Annotated in this window: 16 protein-coding genes; 10 read left to right on the top strand and 6 right to left on the bottom strand. The window is 55.1% G+C overall.

Annotated elements, in window-relative coordinates; all coding sequences use genetic code 11:
* Nucleotides 1-7 precede the first annotated feature (7 nt).
* Genes AC1RO0_RS22995 through AC1RO0_RS22985 form a run of 3 tightly spaced genes read left to right on the top strand, consistent with a single transcriptional unit; the run spans nt 8 to nt 2,254 of the window.
* On the top strand, nt 8-424 hold the full coding sequence (locus AC1RO0_RS22995; RefSeq protein WP_197070337.1) for a hypothetical protein: 417 nt from the start codon (nt 8-10) through the stop codon (nt 422-424).
* 3 nt (nt 425-427) lie between these two features.
* Entirely contained in the window at nt 428-1,477 is a 1,050-nt protein-coding gene (locus AC1RO0_RS22990) for a prolyl oligopeptidase family serine peptidase (RefSeq protein WP_047639319.1), read from the top strand.
* Between the two features lie 15 nt (nt 1,478-1,492).
* Nucleotides 1,493-2,254 carry an SDR family oxidoreductase gene (locus tag AC1RO0_RS22985; protein ID WP_047639320.1) on the top strand — a complete coding sequence of 254 codons (762 nt, stop codon included), beginning with the start codon at nt 1,493-1,495 and terminating at the stop codon, nt 2,252-2,254.
* A gap of 200 nt (nt 2,255-2,454) precedes the next feature.
* Here AC1RO0_RS22985 and gloA2 read toward each other — a convergent pair whose 3' ends face one another.
* Nucleotides 2,455-3,102 carry an SMU1112c/YaeR family gloxylase I-like metalloprotein gene (gene gloA2, locus AC1RO0_RS22980; RefSeq protein ID WP_156151506.1) on the bottom strand — a complete coding sequence of 216 codons (648 nt, stop codon included), beginning with the start codon at nt 3,100-3,102 and terminating at the stop codon, nt 2,455-2,457.
* The gene (locus AC1RO0_RS22975; protein WP_498595026.1) at nt 3,008-3,604 is read right to left on the bottom strand and encodes a DeoR/GlpR family DNA-binding transcription regulator; all 597 of its coding nucleotides are present in this window, start codon (nt 3,602-3,604) and stop codon (nt 3,008-3,010) included. The genes gloA2 and AC1RO0_RS22975 overlap by 95 nt, the downstream gene beginning before the upstream one ends.
* A 167-nt stretch (nt 3,605-3,771) precedes the next feature.
* On the opposite strand from AC1RO0_RS22975, the gene AC1RO0_RS22970 reads away from it, so the two are divergent.
* From AC1RO0_RS22970 to AC1RO0_RS22950, 5 genes are all read left to right on the top strand, one after another.
* Nucleotides 3,772-5,022: an ABC transporter substrate-binding protein gene (locus tag AC1RO0_RS22970; protein ID WP_156151507.1), complete on the top strand. Its 1,251-nt coding sequence runs from the start codon at nt 3,772-3,774 to the stop codon at nt 5,020-5,022.
* A 187-nt stretch (nt 5,023-5,209) separates the two neighbouring features.
* Complete coding sequence (locus AC1RO0_RS22965; protein WP_498595104.1) at nt 5,210-6,034, top strand: carbohydrate ABC transporter permease; 825 nt, start codon at nt 5,210-5,212, stop codon at nt 6,032-6,034.
* A complete protein-coding gene (locus AC1RO0_RS22960; protein WP_047639323.1) occupies nt 6,027-6,917 on the top strand; it encodes a carbohydrate ABC transporter permease in 891 nt (296 codons plus the stop codon). Before AC1RO0_RS22965 ends, AC1RO0_RS22960 begins: the two co-directional genes overlap by 8 nt.
* A 3-nt stretch (nt 6,918-6,920) precedes the next feature.
* A complete protein-coding gene (locus AC1RO0_RS22955; protein WP_047639324.1) occupies nt 6,921-8,039 on the top strand; it encodes a sn-glycerol-3-phosphate ABC transporter ATP-binding protein UgpC in 1,119 nt (372 codons plus the stop codon).
* 38 nt (nt 8,040-8,077) lie between these two features.
* Nucleotides 8,078-9,115, top strand: coding sequence for an oxidoreductase (locus AC1RO0_RS22950; RefSeq protein ID WP_498595103.1), 1,038 nt, complete (start codon nt 8,078-8,080; stop codon nt 9,113-9,115).
* Nucleotides 9,116-9,375: 260 nt separating this feature from the next.
* On the opposite strand, the gene AC1RO0_RS22945 is transcribed toward AC1RO0_RS22950, so the two are convergent.
* Nucleotides 9,376-10,698 (bottom strand): LLM class flavin-dependent oxidoreductase, encoded by a 1,323-nt coding sequence (locus tag AC1RO0_RS22945; RefSeq protein WP_047639325.1) that lies wholly within the window; start codon nt 10,696-10,698, stop codon nt 9,376-9,378.
* A gap of 135 nt (nt 10,699-10,833) precedes the next feature.
* A complete protein-coding gene (locus tag AC1RO0_RS22940; protein WP_498595025.1) occupies nt 10,834-11,748 on the bottom strand; it encodes a LysR family transcriptional regulator in 915 nt (304 codons plus the stop codon).
* Between the two features lie 437 nt (nt 11,749-12,185).
* Here AC1RO0_RS22940 and AC1RO0_RS22935 point away from each other — a divergent pair, with 437 nt between their 5' ends.
* Both AC1RO0_RS22935 and AC1RO0_RS22930 read left to right on the top strand, forming a co-directional pair.
* Nucleotides 12,186-14,144 carry an acetoacetate--CoA ligase gene (locus tag AC1RO0_RS22935; protein WP_498595024.1) on the top strand — a complete coding sequence of 653 codons (1,959 nt, stop codon included), beginning with the start codon at nt 12,186-12,188 and terminating at the stop codon, nt 14,142-14,144.
* 150 nt (nt 14,145-14,294) lie between these two features.
* A complete protein-coding gene (locus AC1RO0_RS22930; protein WP_047639328.1) occupies nt 14,295-15,035 on the top strand; it encodes an alpha/beta fold hydrolase in 741 nt (246 codons plus the stop codon).
* Nucleotides 15,036-15,412: 377 nt separating this feature from the next.
* Here AC1RO0_RS22930 and AC1RO0_RS22925 read toward each other — a convergent pair whose 3' ends face one another.
* Both AC1RO0_RS22925 and AC1RO0_RS22920 read right to left on the bottom strand, forming a co-directional pair.
* Nucleotides 15,413-17,038 (bottom strand): carboxylesterase family protein, encoded by a 1,626-nt coding sequence (locus AC1RO0_RS22925; RefSeq protein ID WP_052224224.1) that lies wholly within the window; start codon nt 17,036-17,038, stop codon nt 15,413-15,415.
* A 180-nt stretch (nt 17,039-17,218) separates the two neighbouring features.
* Nucleotides 17,219-18,235, bottom strand: a complete 1,017-nt coding sequence (locus AC1RO0_RS22920; protein WP_052224225.1) for a DMT family transporter — start codon at nt 18,233-18,235, stop codon at nt 17,219-17,221.
* Nucleotides 18,236-18,341 lie beyond the last annotated feature (106 nt).

Here is an 18,341-nt window from a genome sequence, read left to right as displayed (position 1 = left end):
TTACCGCATGAGGACATTCAGGACCATGACCTGGCTTGCGTTCATTCCAGCTGCACTGATGGTGGTGGGATGCCGGGGTTCGGTTGCCGCGGCCGACAACCTTGCACCTCGGCAAGAGCAGTCCGAGCGCGGCCGCTACGCCGATGGAGTCTATACGGCGACAGGTCAGTATGGCGGCCAGCCATCGTTCATCACAGTGACCGTAACGCTAAGGGGTGGCTTGATCATTGCGGTTCAGGTTACGCCTCAGGCAACGGTTCCCAGGTCGCTCGAACTACAACGTAGCTTCGCAGCAGCTGTGCCCAGAGTTGTCGTCGGTCGGCCGATCGCGCAGGTGCACGTCGGAAAGCTTGCGGGATCAAGCGGCACACCAAACGGCTTCAATGACGCGATTCGAAAGATCAAGCAGCAGGCTGCGACGTGACGAATGAGAGACATTCCTCTTCAATCGTTCTGCGTTGCGCTGTCGTTGATCTTGTCACATCCGTTGGCAGAGGCAAGGGAGGTCGACTTGCATTCACGCCCTGACAGCGCGTCTACGGAGCTTCCGCCAGATCGAAATAGCGGCGCCCGGGATGCGCCCCTTAGCCCCGACAGCACGATCGGGGATATTCTCGCTCATCCCGCTTTTGCAGGGTTCGCTCGACGGGTGCTGCCGTGGGACGTCCGCGCCTACGATGCGAACATGCGGCTCAAGGATATCAGCTCAATCCTGCCATATCATAGCCACGTTGAGCCCGCCACGATCGCTAGTGGGCTCAACCGCATGATCGTGGATGTGAATGACGGAAGAACCGTATTCTATGATATCTACACCAAGGCCCAGAAGCGGGCGCAGCTGGAAAAAGGTAATTGCGGCCTATTCTTCTTCCGGGGTCAACCGGGCGCGCCCTTTGCTGTGATCGCGCCCGGCGGCGGTTTTGCCTATGTGGGTTCCGTTCATGAGGGCTTTCCCTACGCCGCCGAGATCAACCAAAAGGGTTATAACGCCTTCGTCCTGAAATACCGGGCCGGGCAAGGTGGTAGGATCGCCAATGAGGACCTGGCTACCGCCATATCCTTCATCTTCCGAAATGCGCAGACACTCGGCGTCAGCACCGCGGATTATTCCCTGTGGGGCAGTTCAGCCGGCGCCAGGATGGCGGCTTTCGTTGGATCACACGGTGTTGCCGCCTTTGGAGGCGACGACCTTCCAAAGCCATCAACGGTGGTGATGGCCTATACCGCGCACACTGATACCTCGTCGAATGAACCGCCTACCTTTGTTGTCGTTGGCAAGCAGGATGGGATTGCTCCTGCCATGATCATGGAGAGACGCGCAGCCGTCCTGCGCCGCGCCGGCACGCCGGTCGAATTCCATTCCTATGAAGGCCTCGGCCATGGCTTCGGGACCGGTACAGGCACCAGCGCCGAAGGCTGGGTAACCGACGCCGTTCGGTTCTGGGAGAGATTCATGAAGGAAAGCATTGTGCAGTAATGAGGAGGAACATTTATCACCAAACCCCAACTGACGATCCTTGCCGTCGGAGCGACGGGGAGCATTGGCACACATGTCATCGCTGAAGCAATTGGCCAGGGCCACAAGGTTCGTGCCTTGGTTCGCACTCCAGGTAAGCTAAAGCCGCTCCCCGGTTTTGAAATTGCAGTTGCCGATCTGACCCGCGAGCAGTCTCTTCTAGCCGTAGTCGAGGGCGTGGATGCCATCGTGTTTACCCACGGAACATATGGTAGCCCGCGGGAAGCGGAGAAAGTCGATTATGGCGGCGTACGCAACCTGCTCGCCGCGTTGGGAGACCGGCACGTTCGTATCGCGCTGATGACGGCCATCGCCGTCACCGACCGCAAGGGTGCCCACGACTGGAAACGGCGCGCTGAGCGGCTGGTCCGTGCCAGCGGCCATTCCTATACAATCGTCAGACCAGGATGGTTCGATTACAACAATCCGGACCAACTCCGTCCGATCTTTTTACAAGGCGACAAGAGGCAATCCGGCACGCCCCGCGATGGTGTGATTGCTCGGCGCCAGGTTGCCAAGGTGCTCGTCGACAGCCTGACTTCAGACGCGGCCTTGCGAAAAACGCTTGAGTTGGTCGCAGAACGCGGCCCAGAGCCTAATGATCTCGATCCGTTGTTTGCCATGCTGGACGCAGACGCAATCGGCGCCCTCGACGCTGCGCACGACGCCACAAACATGCCGCTTGATCTGGAACCCCTGGAGGTTCTCAAGGAGTTGAACGATCTAAGGCGTGACTGATTTGGCAGGAGATAGCTATGGCTGCTGCGCACATGTTTTGAATTCACTCCGAGGGACCTGGTGGAAACTTGAGTAAGTTACGGCCAGCGACCGCCATCTACGTGGTTGAAGCACCCTCAGCGCGCCAATGGGGTCGATTGTCGGCTGACCGATCTTTCGAAGTGATCGAAGGCCAGAGTGTCGTTCCTTGGATCGAAATTTCAAGCCCGCTCCTCTCCTGTCACCGACGGAACTTGTCCGACCTCATAGATTTCGATCGGTAAGCCATCGGGATCGGAGAAGAACGTGTAGGCCGCGCCTGTGTAGGGGTCAATCCGGACAGGCTCTGTTACGATGTTCTGGCGTTCCAGATGGGCAATGACATTGGCAATATCGGATACAGCGAACGCCAAATGCCGTAGGCCCTGCGCTTCAGGGTTCGACGGCCTCGCAGGAGCACCAGGGATAAAGAAGAGTTCGATGCGCGCGTCACCTGAACGCAGATCGCATTTCCATGACTTCCGTAACGACTGCCAGTTTTCCGCCGTGATTTTGAAACCGAGGATCCCATTGTAGAAGGCCTTGGATCGTTCGTAGTCGCTGGAGATGATCGCAACATGGTGGAATTGAGAAAACATTGGTGTCCTTTTGTGCACGATACGATGTGCTTCATGAGGCAACGGCTTGAACCAAGGGGCACGTCTGCGGAAACTGTTTCCGGTTTGTCTGCCCATTATTCTCGCTGCTATTGAAAACTGATCAGTCACGAAGAAATCAAAGTCTTCTAACGATGAAACGAAATAGGGTTCCCTGCCCCCCATTTTCGTATCGTCTGCTACCAGCATCTTCTGATCGCTGACCGACAGCATGGCTCGTTCGGCCGCCGCATCCCATTCTTCGGAAGCGGTTACGCCAAAAAACCGGATCAAAAGCGCAAGCACAAATGTTTGCTGCGTTGGCACGGTAGCTTTTTATTGCCTCTTCGGTCGCGGCACCCTTGAACAAGCGCTGAAGCTCGTCCCATTTATGGCCAAGCATGATGCCGGTCCTGGCTTTAAGAAAGTTTGCAATAGCCAACGAGTGCGTGATCGCGGAAAACGAACCGGGTGGCAAACGCCGCGCGACTTCAAGAACCGCCTGTCCGGCATCAAGGAAAATAGTCGCTCCAGGGTGCAAATGCGGGATAGCCGACGGCCCCATCCGTTCCTTGGCATCCGGTGCGATGCCGCTACGCAGTTCGCCGTCTTCCGAGAGGCTGTGAAGGTCCCTCTTCATGATGTCGTCCGAAACATGCAGCTGAGCCGGCGGACCAGCCACCCCGGCCTTCATCAAAATCGGAAGCAACATGTTGCGGTGCTTCGGTGTCGTCATGCGACTTGTCTACCAGAATACCGCAAAGTGCGCAAGATTGTCGAGATCATATGCGGTAATGCGGTATTTAGAGTTTGACTTATGCTGTATTGCGGCGTTTATTGCGCGAACAAGCGGGGATTTCCGCAACGTTAGGAGGAGAACGTTAGATGAGTGGGAGCATATCAATGCGCTGCATCGCACTGGTCGCGCTGACTGCAGCTTGGACAGCCACAGCCATCCCGGCTTCCGCCGCCGATCCGACGGTGGAAGTTCTGCACTACTGGACATCCGGCAGTGAATCGAAAGCCATCAACGTCTTCAAGAAGAGCTTTGAGAAGGCTGGAGGTAAATGGATCGATTCGCCTGTCGCCGGCGGCGGCGGCGACGCAATGAACCAGGTTTTGCGATCGAGAGTCCTCGCAGGGAATCCGCCAGGCATGACCGTTCTGAAGGGCCCCAATGTCACGGAATGGGCGGAGCTCGGCAAATTGGCCACGCTTGACGACATTGCTGCTAAGGACAATTGGAAGACCATCCTGCCGCCGCTACTCAATCAGATTGCCCAATATAACGGGCACTATGTCGCCATTCCGGTCGACATCCACCGGGTCAACTGGATGTGGATCAATCCTGCGCTGTTCGCCAAAATCGGCGCGCAGCCACCAAAGACCTGGGATGAATTCAACGCCGTCGCTGAGAAATTCAAGGCGGCCGGCATCACGCCGTTGGCACATGGCGGCCAGCCCTGGCAGGATGCGACCATATTCGAGACAGTCGTGCTCGGGATCGGCGGCGTCGACTTTTACCGCAAGACCATGGTCGAGCAGGACATCGACGCATTGGGCAGCGACACGATGGTCAAAGTATTTGACGAAATGCGAAAGATCCGCGGCTACGTGGACGACAGCTTTTCCGGGCGTGATTGGAATCTCGCAACGACCATGGTCATGAACGGCAACGCTGCCATGCAAATCATGGGCGACTGGGCAAAGGGTGAATTTCTCGCAGCCGGTAAGATCCCGGGCAAGGACTTCCTATGCGTGGCCACTCCTGGTGCTAACGGTTATATCCTCAATTCAAACAGTTTCGCATTTTTTACCTCGAAGGATGCCGATGCCGACGAGGGGCGCAAGCTGCTGGCGCACACCATGCTCACCGAGCCTGTTGAGATTGAATATACCCGGTACAAGGGATCTATCCCAGCTCGCCTCAATGTTTCTCGTGAAGGCTATGACTCATGTGCGCTCGCTTCCATGGACGATCTGGCAGCGTCAATCAAGGCTGACACCCTGGTGCCCAGCATGGCGCATGAGATGGCCACCAGCGGTGCAATGCGCGGCGCCATTGTTGACGTCGTCACCGAGCACTTCAACTCGGCCATGACCTCTCAGGAAGCCGTGAAACGGCTGGTGTCTGCGGTCGAGCAGGCAAAGTGACCCGACCTTGACATGAACCGCCGGCGAGGAGGCCCAGTTGCCCCTCGCCGCATCTCCTCTTTTTGGGTCAGGTATCATGGCAATAGTTTCAGCTAACCATCGCAAAATTGCGGACGAAGGTGACTGGGGGCATCGGCTTCGTACAGCGCTCCAGGCACGCATATCGCAAATCGTGCTGGCGCCGACGATGGTGTCGACACTTGTGGTCGTCTACGGCTTTATTTTGTGGACGTTTTACATTTCGCTTTCAAAATCACGGATGACGCCGGACTATACGTTCGCGGGCTTTGAGCAATATGTCAGACTTTGGTCGATCCCGCGCTGGTATACAGCCGTCGGCAACATGCTAATTTATACCAGCCTCTACGTGATTTTCTGTATCGCCGTGGGTTTGCTTCTTGCCATATTGCTCGATCAAAAAATCCGCGCCGAAGGGTTCCTCCGCACAATCTATCTCTATCCGATGGCCATCTCGTTCATCGTTGCGGGAACAGCATGGAAATGGATCCTCAATCCAGGCATCGGCCTTGAGAAGCTGATGCATGATCTCGGCTGGAGCAGCTTCACCTTCGACTGGATAGTCGATCGTGACATGGCCATCTACACTTTGGTCATTGCCGCAGTATGGCAAGCATCGGGCTTTATCATGGCGCTCTTTCTTGCCGGCCTACGCGGGATCGACGATGAAATCATCAAGGCAGCCCATCTCGATGGCGCCAGCACACCGCGCATCTATCTCAGCATCATCATTCCGTCTATGGCGCCCACATTCCTAAGTGCGGTCGTGATCCTCATCCACTTATCGGTGAAAAGTTTCGACCTGGTTGTTGCAATGACTGCCGGGGGGCCGGGTACCGCCACAGACCTACCCGCGACCTTCATGTTCTCGATGATCTTCCAGAAGAACCAGCTGGCAACCGGTGCCGCAAGCGCGATGATGATGCTCTGCGTCATCGCCGCCGTCATCGTGCCTTACCTGTATTCCGAATTGAGGCAGCGAAAAGATGGCTAATATTAAGATCTCATCGGCCAACGCATCATTAAGTCAGGCCGCGGCCCGTCTGCTTATCTATTTCGTCCTTGGACTCTTTGCATTCTATAGTCTGCTACCCCTCCTCGTCATGCTGTCGAATTCCTTTCGCACCATAGATGAGATTAAAGCCGGCTCCGTACTGGCCCTCCCTTCTGCGCCGACGCTCGATGCGTGGAGAGTCGCGTGGAGCGAAGCGTGTATCGGTACGACCTGCAAGGGATTGCGGTCGCACTTTTGGGTTTCGGTTACCATCGTCGTGCCGGCGGTCATCATCTCGACGCTGATCGGATCGATCAACGGCTACGCATTGACCAAATGGCGCTTCAAGGGTGCCAACGTGGTCTTCGGATTGCTACTTTTCGGTTGCTTCATTCCCTATCAGGTCGTGATTCTGCCGATGGCAACGACGCTGGGATATCTCGGTCTCGCCGGCAGCGCCGCTGGGTTGGTGCTGGTCAATACGCTCTATGGCCTGCCCTTTACCACGCTGTTTTTCCGCAACTACTATGTGACGGTTCCAGATGAGATTGTGCGAGCGGCGACAATCGATGGAGCGGGTTTCTTCAAGACATTCTGGTACATCGTGCTGCCGATCTCCGGACCGATCTTCGTCGTCACCGTCATCTGGCAATTCACCGGTATCTGGAACGATTTTCTCTTCGGTGCATCGTTCAGCCCGACGGGCGATTCTCAACCCGTCATCGTTGCGCTCAATAATCTCGTGAACACCACGACCGGTGTCAAATATTACAATGTAGATTTTGCAGCATCCATCCTGGCAGCGTTGCCGGTCATTCTCATCTATGTGCTTGCTGGCAAATATTTCGTCCGCGGGCTCATGTCAGGCTCTGTGAAGGGATAGTCCGTGACGACACTCGAAATCCGCAATATCCGCAAACGCTACGGCGCGCTCGAGATCCTCAAGGGCATAGATCTCACGCTGACTGACGGTGAATTTTTGGTGCTTCTTGGGCCGTCCGGTTGCGGAAAATCCACCCTTCTCAACATGATTGCCGGGCTTGATTCAATCTCGGAAGGCGAAATCGTGATCGGGGGCCAGGTGATCAATCATGTTCATCCAAAGGACCGGAACATTGCGATGGTATTCCAAAGCTATGCGCTCTATCCGAATATGACGGTCGCGCAGAACATGGCGTTCTCACTGAAGATGCGTGGTGTCGCGCCGGATGAACAGAAGAAGGCGATCGAAAAGGTCGCAGACCTCCTCCAAATCGGACATCTTCTCGAGCGCAAGCCGGCAAGGCTTTCGGGCGGGCAACGCCAGCGCGTCGCCATGGGCCGCGCTCTTGTCCGCAATCCAAGCATCTTCCTATTCGACGAACCGCTATCGAACCTCGATGCGAAGCTGCGCATTGAAATGCGTACCGAGATCAAGAAATTGCACGATAGGCTGGGGACAACCATCGTCTATGTGACGCATGACCAGATTGAGGCAATGACACTTGCCACTCGAATTGCCGTAATGAAGGAAGGCGTTGTACAGCAATTTGCCGATCCTCAAACGGTTTATGAGCGCCCGGCAAACAAATTCGTCGCGGACTTTATCGGCTCTCCCCCGATGAACTTTATTCCGGCGATGATTACGAAAGATCACAACGGTTTTGCACTAGAATTGCCTGATGACAAAGACGCCATAAGGCTGCCACTGCCCGGCCATGTTTCCTTTCCCAGCGAGTTGGTGGGCAAGAAGGTAATACTCGGAATTCGCCCGGAAAGTATAACGAAGATTGGATCAAACGTCGCCCTTCGGCCAGACGAAGCGATCATCGACGGACGGGTTGATGTGATCGAGCCAACAGGAGCGGAAACGCTTGTCGTTTTCAAATTTGGTGGAGTCGATGTGACGGCCAGAGCGCATCCGAAGGACGATGTGAGGAAGGGCGCGGTTACAAAATTTATGGTCGACATGTCGGCCATCAGTCTTTTTGACAGTCTAACTGGAGTACGCCTCCAGGCAATTTAACCAGATATCGACGGATATTCTCCGTGGCGAAACGCAGGATGGAAATAATAATGTCCCATATAAACGTCGGCCTTATAGGTTTTGGTCTCGCAGGCTCGGTCTTCCATGCGCCGTTGATCTCCTCAGAGCCACGCATGAAACTGTCCGCCATCGCGACCAGCCGATCCTTGCCGCCTGAATTTGCGGCCGCCAGGACAGTTAAGGATCCCTATGAGCTGTTGGTCTCCGACGATGTGGACCTAGTCGTGATCGCCACGCCGAATGAGGTGCATGCGCCTCTCGCAGCAGCGGCTCTCAATGCTGGCAAACATGTAGTTGTCGATAAACCATTTACCATCGAACTGTCAGACGCCGAGTCTTTGGCGGCACTCGCAGCCAAGCAAAGCCGGGTGCTGTCGGTGTTTCAAAACCGCCGTTGGGACGGTAATTTTCTGACCGTTCAAAAGTTGCTTGCGGAGAATGTGATCGGAAATGTGAATTTCTGCGAGATCCATTTCGATCGTTTCCGCCCCATAGCCAAAAAGGGCTGGCGGGAAGCTGCTGATGCCGGATCTGGCGTCCTATATGATCTCGGCCCACACGTGATCGACCAGGCGCTTTGCCTCTTCGGGATGCCCGATGCGGTCATCGCCGATGTGACTGCGCAGCGTGAACACGTGGTAGCGGATGACTATTTCCACATTCAGTTGCTCTATGGCCAGAAGCTTCGTGTGATTCTGCACGCTTCCTGTCTCGCGCGTCACGATGGTCCGCGAATCCTCGTTCACGGTGATACGGGCAGCATTGTTCAAACTGGCCTTGACGGTCAGGAGGCCGCTCTGATCGCAGGGCTACGACCGGGTCAAGAAGGCTGGGGCGTAACAAGGGAGATCGCGGTTCTTACTGAGAGCGATAAGGGACCGAAGAACGTGGATGTCGAGCGTGGGGCGTATGAGGCCTACTATCGCTCGGTTGCCTCCGCTGTTCTCGACGGCAAAGAGCCGGAAGTTACGCCCCGACAGGCAGTCAACCTAATGACTATCTTGAATGCGGCGATCAGAAGCTCGCGAGAGGGCCGCAAGATCGAAATTTCTTGACGCCTGGCTACAAAGACGCTGCGATGGCAGATGGTTGGCTGCTTCTCCCATCTGCCATCCCGTGAGCGCCTTGAATTGCAGTTGGTGCAGATCAAGGCGATCAAGGTGGAGCGTTCATCAACTGCGAACACCCACACCATCGCGCGCGGTCCGGTTTCATTCTAACCTCCGGTATCTCACCGGTTCTGTCCGTCGAAGTGCCGATGCGGACCTCCAGAAATCGACGCAGCGCAAGTCGGCTGGGGAAGATGCGATTTGCCTTAGTTGTAGCTTGTAACCCCCAGATGGTCGCGCAGATGCTGACCTGAGTATTCCTTTCGGAAAACGCCACGGCGTTGCAACTCTGGCACGACGAGGTGGACGAAATCTTCCACGCCTGAAGGATAGTGAGTTGGCGACACTGCGAAGCCGTCACAGGCCCCGCCTTCCAGCCATTCCTGCATCCTGTCGGCTATCGTCGTGGGGGATCCAATCAGCCGTTGAGCGGGCGATTCACCAAAATGGCGTGCCGTTTGAAGGATCGACAGATTGTCACGGCGGGCAACGTTTAGAATATTGTCTCGCATTGTCTTTCCAGCATTGGTTTCCGGTAGGTCGGGCATTGGACCATTCAGGTCGAAGTCCCTGAAGTCCACTCCTCCGGCATTCTGCATCAGCCAAGCAATGGCAAGATCATCAGGAACAAGCTCTCTCATTCGCGCGTGGAGATCCTGTGCCTCCTGGTCGGTCTTCCCGACGATGGGCATAAAATTGGGGAGAACCTTAATCTTGTCGGGATCGCGACCGAAGCGAGCGGCACGCTTACGGACGTCCTCACGAAATGAGCGAGCTGCAGCCAAGCTCGGCTGCTCGGTGAAGATCACATCGGCCGTTCGCGCCGCCAGTTCGCGCCCTGGTTCGGAAGAACCTGCCTGGAAGATCACCGGGCGGACCTGAGGGCTGCGATCCATGGTAAGCGGCCCACGAACGTTGAAGTATTTACCCTTGTGCTGGAGGAAATGCATTTTTTCCACATCGAAATAGGTGCCACTTTCCTTGTCACGTGTTAGAGCGCCTTTCTCCCATCCCTCCCAAAGGCCCGCCACGACGTCAAAGAATTCATTCGCACGTTCATAGCGTGCTGCGTGATCGAGAAGGGCGTCAAAACCGAAATTCTGCGCCTCGTTCTCGTTGAACGTTGTAACCAAGTTCCAACCGGCACGTCCGTTGCTGATGAAGTCGATCGAGGAAAACCTGCGCGCCAGATTGTATGGGTCGTTAAAGGTTGTGCTTGCAGTCGCAACGACGCCCAGATGCTTGGTTTCCCTGGCCAAGGCAGGAAGAAGCATTATCGGATCGAAATGGATACCGCGAGGAGAAGCCCCGCCGAAGGTATCCCCCTTTAGAATGTTGTTGCTTCGCGGCACAGCTGCCTGGTCCTCGAAGAATATAGCATCAAATTTGCCCTCTTCCGCCAACTTTGCTGCCCGTACGTAGTGCTCGATGCCAAGATCGATCTCAGGGATAGCATCAGGCAAGCGCCAAGCCCCAAAATGGTAACCAGGGAATAGAAACATGGCTAGACGCATCATCTTATCGGTCATTGGCACTCTCTTGTGTGGCTTGTGTGGTGAGGAACGCGATTGTTGTTCGCGGACTGTCGTTGTCTGACGGTCGGATGCTTTCACGGATGAGATGTTTACTCCAATGAAAGCTTTCAACCAATTTATAGAAGCGGTCTATGAAGACATTCGGATCGCAATATCGAAATCGTAATCGAAATTTTCCTGCTTCAGGGATGCAACCAGAGCACTCGCCATTGGAGACTGTGGTGACCTGGGGGAAAGCACCAACCCTATAGCCTGTGTATGATCAGGGTTAGCCAGATTAATCCATGCGATATCCGCGCTGCGGCCGAAGACATGACAGAATGTGTGTGGCACGATGCTGCAAAGACGGCCGTCCCTCAGATGTGCGAGTACTGCTAGAGGGGAATTGCTGACGACCGGTGCCCGAACTGTCAGGCCAACAGACGACGCAATGCCATTCAAGATTCGTCTGCTCTGCATATCGTCGCTCAAAAGGCACAAAGGCTGAGACACGGCTTCTGCCCAATCCACGGCATCGCGGTTCGCAAAGGAGTGATCTGAACGACAGGCGAAAACGTAACGCTCGTGATAAAGTCCGAACTTTCGAACATTTTCGAGCGGCTCGTTGTCAAGATATGTCAGGCCGCCGTCGATCTCGAATGTGTCGAGCCCTTGCTGGATGGCCTTCGAGGTCATCGACATGATCTCAATAGCGACGTTTGTATGAATCGTTGAGAATCGCGAAGTCAGAAACGATGCCGACGGCATCGCGGCGGGAACCGCTCCCAGTCGCAGTGTGCCGTTCAACCCTGTTCGCGTGACGGTGAGATCGCTTTTCAGGCTGTCGTAATCCGCGAGAATCTGCCGCCCCCATTCCAGCGCTTTCTCGCCATCCGGCGTCAGCCCGACGAATCTATGGCCACGCGATATCAGAACGACACCCAAATCTTCTTCGAGCTTGCGGATCGTTGCCGACAAGGTGGGCTGCGAAACATTGCAGATCTCCGCCGCCCGCCCGAAGTGCCCTTCCTCGGATAGCGCCACGAAATACGAAAGATGCCTCATCAACATGTCGTGCCCTCGCTATGGATACCCACCCGGGCAGGTCTCTCGACCATCAGCCGTGTTGGCACTCGTTCCGTTTGAATGCCCGATTATCGGGCCTAAAGTTGTCCATACAAATAATCAGGAATTACAATGCCAAGCAATAGCTAGGTTCGATAATACCGTCATTTCAGAGGTTTTCGACTGAGACAATCCAATCTACAGTCGTTGTGTCGGTGACAGATTAGTGATCTAGATCGTTGGAAGGTGAGAATATCGTCAATATTTTCAGTTTGATAACCAGTAGAGGTGGAATTTACGCATGACCGGCGCTCATTGATCTCAAAATCTCGGATGGCGTGTTTAAGGCTATTGAAAAAGTCCGGACAATATGAAATGGATCTGTTTTGATAGAAGCGGATGAGTTGCTAATGGAATGTCGCTTCAGGGGAGCAATAATGGCTGAAACAGATCTGCTGTGGGCACCTTCGCGCGAGGCGATTGCAGCAAGCCCAATGTTCGCTTTCATCGAACGTTGCAACCGAGATTTTGGGATTTCGCTGGATGATTACGGGATGCTGCATGCGTGGTCAGTGGCAGAGCGTGAAAAATTTTGGTCTACCATATGGGATTTCTGCGGGGTCAAAGGGGAGCGAGGCGACACGATTCTTGCCAATGGCGATATTATGTTGGAGGCACGCTTTTTTCCAGACGCCACGCTTAATTTCGCAGAAAACCTCATGCTCTTGGAAGGTAATGAAGATGCCCTCATTTTCCGTGGCGAAGACAAGGTAGAGGAGCGCTGGTCCCACAACCGTTTGCGAGACTTGGTCTCCCGATTGCAGCAGGCCTTTTGTGATCTCGGCATTGGTAAGGGTGATCGGATCGCGGCCATGATGCCGAACATGCCAGAAACCGTGGCATGCATGCTTGCCGCCGCGTCGATTGGCGCGATCTGGTCGTCTTGTTCTCCCGATTTCGGAGAGCAGGGCATGCTCGACCGTTTCGGACAGATTGCCCCGAAGCTGTTCATTGCCTGTGATGCCTATTGGTATAATGGCAAGCTTCAAGATGTGTCGGCGAAGGTCTCGGCCACGGCTGTAAAGCTTGGCGTCCCAACGGTGATTGTGCACTACGCGGGAGACCCACAGGCTCTGGTTCGACGCACGACAAATGCGCGCACACTGGATGAGCTCGTTGCCAACTATCACCCGAAAGCGTTGGAGTTCGTACAACTACCGTTCTCCCATCCGCTTTATATTCTCTTTTCTTCCGGCACGACCGGTGTGCCGAAATGCATCGTGCATTCGGCCGGCGGCACACTCCTACAACACCTGAAGGAGCACAGGTTGCATTGTGGGCTGCAGCCTGGTGAGCGGCTTTTCTATTTCACCACGTGCGGCTGGATGATGTGGAATTGGCTTGTTAGCGGCCTCGCTTCCGGCGCCACCCTGTGTCTTTACGACGGCTCACCTTTCGCCCCTTCCAGCGATATCCTCTTCGACTATGCCGAGGCGGAGAAATTTGCCATCTTTGGCACTTCAGCCAAATACATTGATACCGCACGCAAGGGCGACCTAACACCTTGCTCGAGTCACGACCTTTCGAGCCTGAGGTTAATTGTATCGACTGGTTCGCCGCTATCGCCGGAGGGCTTCACCTTTGTATATGAGAACATCAAGGCGGATATTCAGCTTGCTTCGATTTCCGGTGGCACGGATATCGTTTCCTGTTTTGTCCTCGGTAATCCCCTGCAACCGGTCTGGCGTGGCGAAATTCAGGGTGCTGGTCTCGGGCTTGCAGTCGATGTCTGGAATGAACAGGGTCTGAGCATACGTCGTGAAAAGGGCGAGCTTGTCTGCACCAAGGCCTTCCCCTCGATGCCTATCGGCTTTTGGAATGACCCCGATCGTGCCAAGTACAAGACGGCCTATTTCGAACGCTTCGACAACGCCTGGTGCCACGGGGATTTTGCTGAATGGACGGAACACGGCGGCCTAATCATCCATGGCCGTTCTGATGCCACCTTGAACCCCGGAGGGATCCGTATCGGCACGGCCGAAATCTACAGTCAGATCGAACCGATGAATGAAGTTGCCGAGGCGCTCTGCATCGGGCAAGATTGGGACAATGACGTGCGCGTGGTGCTTTTTGTTCGGCTCGCAGCGGGCGTCGATCTCACCGAGGATCTCATCGACGCTATAAAGACCCGCATCCGCACTGGAGCCTCTCCTCGTCACGTGCCGGCGAAGGTGATTGCTGTTCCCGATATTCCGCGCACCAAGTCCGGCAAGATCGTCGAACTGGCCGTGCGCGAGGTGATGCACGACCGCCCAGTCAAAAACAAAGATGCTCTGGCCAATCCGGAAGCACTCGATTTTTTTGATACGGTTTGCCGCGCCCAACTGCGGATTTAGAATGAATGCAAGTGTCGTCTGCGAGGAGCTTGATGCAGCATCGGATGGTACTGCGCACCGGCAGGCTCAACTACCCAGGCATTTCCGGTTCTCACTGCCCGTGAAAGTAAAGTAATTTGTTGTTTTCTCACGCAAATCAAAGGAATTCTGATGTCAGGGAGCTTCGTGCAATACACCTTCATCTTGATCCATGGCTCTTGGCACGACGGCCGAGCGTGGAGAGACGTGTGCGAACGCCTTGTTCAAAATGGCCACATCGCCCACGCACCAACCTTGGTCGGACACGGACCTGTTGCCGACAAGAGCGTAGGGCATGAAGACTGCGTCCAATCAGTTTTGGACTATATTCAGGCGCATGATCTCACCGACTTCGTTTTAGTCGGCCACAGTTTCGGGGGGACAATCATTCAGCGTGTTGCCGAGAGGCAGCCAGATCGGGTTCGGCGCTTGGTCTTCTGCAACGCGTTTGTCCTTAAGGATCAGGAGAGCCTTGCCGACAATCTGCCGCCTCAAGCCAGCCAAATGTTCGAGCAGCTGGCGCAACCGGATGGCGGTGTAATGCTTCCTTTTACGCTTTTTCGCGAGGCATTGTTCAACGACGGAGATCTAGCGCAGGCGCAAGAAGCATATCAATTCCTGTCTCCAACCCCGAGACGTAGTCAGACAGACAAAGTCTCTTTGCCGAACTTCTTCTCTCTTCCAATTCCAAAAAGCTACGTCAATTGCACGGAGGATATTGCTCTTCCTCCCGGCCCGGACCAAGGGTGGCACCCACATCACTCAAGTCGTTTGGGCCTCTACCGTTTGGTTCAGATCCCGGGTAGCCATGAAGTGATGTTTATCAACCCTGCTCTTTTCGCTGACGCAATTATCAAAGCTGGAAGGGACTAGTCGACAGCACGGCCCCGACCTCTCGCTACTGGGGGTCTGTTAGCGCTAGCCAGCGGCACACAAGACGTCGCTCGCGCAAGAAAAAAGCTTGCGATCGGTGCATTGGGACCCTTAGATCGACTAGGCTACTATCTCGGACACGGAGACTTCAAAGCGACGAGCGAATCCTCGAGCTTCTCACCTGTGGTGAGAGCATCTCGCAACATATCGGCGGGGAGCCGCGCGGTAGTTACACTTTTTACTCGATCTCCTGGTTTGTGAAACACGTCCTTGGCGACAATCTGGCCGCTTGATGGAGAAGTAAGCGATAAGTTGTGCCTGCCTCGAATAACACGGATCAGCTCAAATTCAGAGACAGGCACGGAAGGGTTACTTGATCAGTTGAGAGGTTGCCATTGCCGGACGGCGTCCCAAAATGCGCACTTATGTGTCTCTGCAAAATTGCGGATCGACTTGATGCCGGATGGCTCCATCGAGATAACGGGATCGTCTTGTCTGGTGGTCGGCGAGAAACCTGCCGGCAGGGCACCGGTCGAGGCAAAAGTTGCCCAAAGTTTCCGCATGGCGCTGGCGAGCCTGGCTTGTTCCGGGGTGAAAGGTGCGACATTGCCTTTGTGGACGCCGCGCCATCCTGGGAAGATGTACTGGATTTCGTGGGTGTGCGATGCGCGAAGTGGAAATGAGACAGCAGGTAAGATACCTGGTGAGTTGGGATCGTTGAACTCGCCTGCATATACGGTCACAAATTTGGATGCATCGATATTGAAGCTTCGCGGTTGGCAGATTGCCCCGTGGTCGCTGCTGGCGGTCGCCAATGCTTCCGCGGTCGAGCCAAAATCCTTGAGGGGGTAGGCCTTTTCTACAGCTTTCGCGTTTGCTCCATAGATGGTCTCGATCTGGGTGGAGTAATCTGCCGCCTTTAGTATTGGCTGGCCGCTAATCTCTCCAAAAAATGCTTGGAACCAACGATCCTCGTCATGGTCAGTCACCGCAAAAATTGGTACCCGGTTGAAATGGCCCGACCTGATCGCGTCCTTGATATTACTCGTAAGAACGTGGCCGTCGTTGACCGGCAACGCGGCGCAGCACGCAGTTCCAAAGGAACCCTGTGCAGCCAGGATGGCTTCGACCGGGAGCTTGCGCAGGCACTCCGCGGTTTGCGATGCACAGCCCGCGGCCGCGGCGAATGACATACCAGTCTTCTCGGCATCAGCTAAGGAAGTCAGGGGACTAAAATATCGAGCAGGGCTTTGCAGGATGGCTTTTTGGAATAGCCCGCCTGCAAGCGGCGATATCAGATGGAAAAGGACGTCCGTTGCCCCGGTCGACTCGCCAAAGATCGTGACATTCCCTGGATCTCCCCCGAATCCTTTGATGTTGTCCTTTACCCATTGCATCGCGAACTGTTCATCACGCAGTCCGTAGAAGGTGGTTTCACCCTGGCCGTCGAGCGCTGGATGCACAAGCGCACCAAGAGCCCCCAGCCTGTAGTTGATGGTAACGACGACAACGCCTTGCTCCTTTGCCAGGACGCTCCCATCATAAGAATTACTCATCCCGGTGGTTGCACCACCATGGATCCAGAACATGACCGGACGATCTCGCGCGTTGTCCGGCGCAAAAACGTTGAGGTAGAGGCAATCTTCATTGGGACTGGCATCGGCAAAATCGCCAAGTTCTTTAACCTGAGCGCATACCTTGCCGAACTCCGTCGCCTCCCTTACACCCTTCCAGCTTTCAGGTACAGTGGGATTGGCCCACCGGAGGTCGCCGACCGGAGGCTTGGCATAAGGAATACCTAAAAACTTTGAAATGCCCTCGGCATGGGCTCCTCGCACCATCCCAGATGCGGTCTGAACGACTGGGGCATCCTGAGAATTCGCTGCCGACACACCTGCGACGGTCAGCCAAAGACCGATAGTAAGTGCAAGCAGGAACATCGCAGCTAGCCACCTCCCCTTCGCATATTCGTAAACGTTCGTTGTTGCTGGTATTGAGAACATGAAGGCATCCTTTTGGGTTCGATGTTGTCAAAGCGGATGAGCGAGGAATGAAAGCTGTCTAAACTCGGAAAGATCCATATTTCCAACGCTTGCTTCGTCGGTGGCACGTGACTGCGTGCAGGTGACAGCATGGCCGGCCTGCCGAGTAGCCTTTGCAGTCGGGATTGGGATCATGCCCACTCATTCCACCGGCCCTGGAGTGCCGGATCCTGAGGCGCCGGCTGCAGGAGTGACAGACAGGTCTGCGACGCGTTTGCGCGACACCCCGTTGCGTGATGCACGCAGCTCGGCGATCCCTGTCATCATTCCCGAAAGCAGAACGATTGTGCCGCCAACCAAGACGTAACCGGTGGGTACGTCGCCAAATATCAGAAAGCCGAGCAGAAGCGAGAAGATGACCGACAGATACTCGAATGGCGCGATGATCGAGGCACTGGCATAGCGATAGCTTTCTGTCATCAGTATCTGCGCAACTCCTCCAAGAATACCGGCCGCTAGCAACGAGGCCACGCTTTGCAGGTCCATCGGCCTCCACCAAAATGCGCTCATTGCCGCGAAACCCGTCGATGTACACGAGAACCAGATAACGATCGTGGTTGATCGTTCAGACCTTACAAGCTGCTTTACGAGCATCATTGCCCAAGCCGAAATCACCGCGCCGACAAGGCCTGCAAAGATCCCCTTTGTCCGCGTTAGCGATGGAACGGGCTCAACCGAAGCAAGCAACACGTCAGGCAAGCAGATAATTAAAACGCCGCAGAGACCGATCGAGACGCTGCTCCACTCGAGCTTTCGCACGGGTTCGCCAAAAACCGTCGCGCCAAAAACGACCACGAAAAACGGCATTGCGTAGCCCAGGACAATAGCCTGCGCGAGTGGCAAGACGGCTAGGGAGTAGAACATCAACGTCATACCGACGGCTCCCACCAAGCCCCTCCCGATATGGCCGGATACGTTTTGTGTCTTAAAGCATTGAGATAATTGTCCGCGCCATGTGAGAAACGTGATTATTGGAAGCAGTCCAAATAGAAATCTAAAGAACAGCAATTGCCCGGCAGGCAGGTCGCCCGCCGCCTTTACAAAGATTGACATAATCACGAAAAGTACAACCGACGTGGTCTTCAACGAGATGGCCAACAGAGGCCTATCAAGAGCCTTAGACGATAGCGCTGCTCGTTGCCTGCCTGTGTTTGTCATCACTGATCAGTTGTCCGTTCGCCCAAATTTAGGTCATGCTCGCAAGTCCCGCGATTGAAGAAGCGCGAGGGTGTTGCCAGGCTTGTGTGCCGCGTTGCGCGCCCGC

Source organism: Rhizobium sp. GW821-FHT14E12 (assembly GCF_058803745.1).
This window is presented reverse-complemented; position numbering and strand designations above follow the sequence as displayed.

What these genes read in the sequence shown, in the direction of transcription:
- AC1RO0_RS22995 (WP_197070337.1), top strand. Translation starts at nt 8, where the DNA reads ATGAGGACATTCAGGACCATGACCTGGCTTGCGTTCATTCCAGCTGCA.
- AC1RO0_RS22990 (WP_047639319.1), top strand. Translation starts at nt 428, where the DNA reads ATGAGAGACATTCCTCTTCAATCGTTCTGCGTTGCGCTGTCGTTGATC.
- gloA2 (WP_156151506.1), bottom strand. Translation starts at nt 3,102, where the DNA reads ATGCTGTCGGTCAGCGATCAGAAGATGCTGGTAGCAGACGATACGAAA.
- AC1RO0_RS22975 (WP_498595026.1), bottom strand. Translation starts at nt 3,604, where the DNA reads ATGACGACACCGAAGCACCGCAACATGTTGCTTCCGATTTTGATGAAG.
- AC1RO0_RS22970 (WP_156151507.1), top strand. Translation starts at nt 3,772, where the DNA reads ATGCGCTGCATCGCACTGGTCGCGCTGACTGCAGCTTGGACAGCCACA.
- AC1RO0_RS22965 (WP_498595104.1), top strand. Translation starts at nt 5,210, where the DNA reads ATGGTGTCGACACTTGTGGTCGTCTACGGCTTTATTTTGTGGACGTTT.
- AC1RO0_RS22960 (WP_047639323.1), top strand. Translation starts at nt 6,027, where the DNA reads ATGGCTAATATTAAGATCTCATCGGCCAACGCATCATTAAGTCAGGCC.
- AC1RO0_RS22950 (WP_498595103.1), top strand. Translation starts at nt 8,078, where the DNA reads ATGGAAATAATAATGTCCCATATAAACGTCGGCCTTATAGGTTTTGGT.
- AC1RO0_RS22945 (WP_047639325.1), bottom strand. Translation starts at nt 10,698, where the DNA reads ATGACCGATAAGATGATGCGTCTAGCCATGTTTCTATTCCCTGGTTAC.
- AC1RO0_RS22940 (WP_498595025.1), bottom strand. Translation starts at nt 11,748, where the DNA reads ATGAGGCATCTTTCGTATTTCGTGGCGCTATCCGAGGAAGGGCACTTC.
- AC1RO0_RS22935 (WP_498595024.1), top strand. Translation starts at nt 12,186, where the DNA reads ATGGCTGAAACAGATCTGCTGTGGGCACCTTCGCGCGAGGCGATTGCA.
- AC1RO0_RS22930 (WP_047639328.1), top strand. Translation starts at nt 14,295, where the DNA reads ATGTCAGGGAGCTTCGTGCAATACACCTTCATCTTGATCCATGGCTCT.
- AC1RO0_RS22925 (WP_052224224.1), bottom strand. Translation starts at nt 17,038, where the DNA reads ATGTTCTCAATACCAGCAACAACGAACGTTTACGAATATGCGAAGGGG.
- AC1RO0_RS22920 (WP_052224225.1), bottom strand. Translation starts at nt 18,235, where the DNA reads ATGACAAACACAGGCAGGCAACGAGCAGCGCTATCGTCTAAGGCTCTT.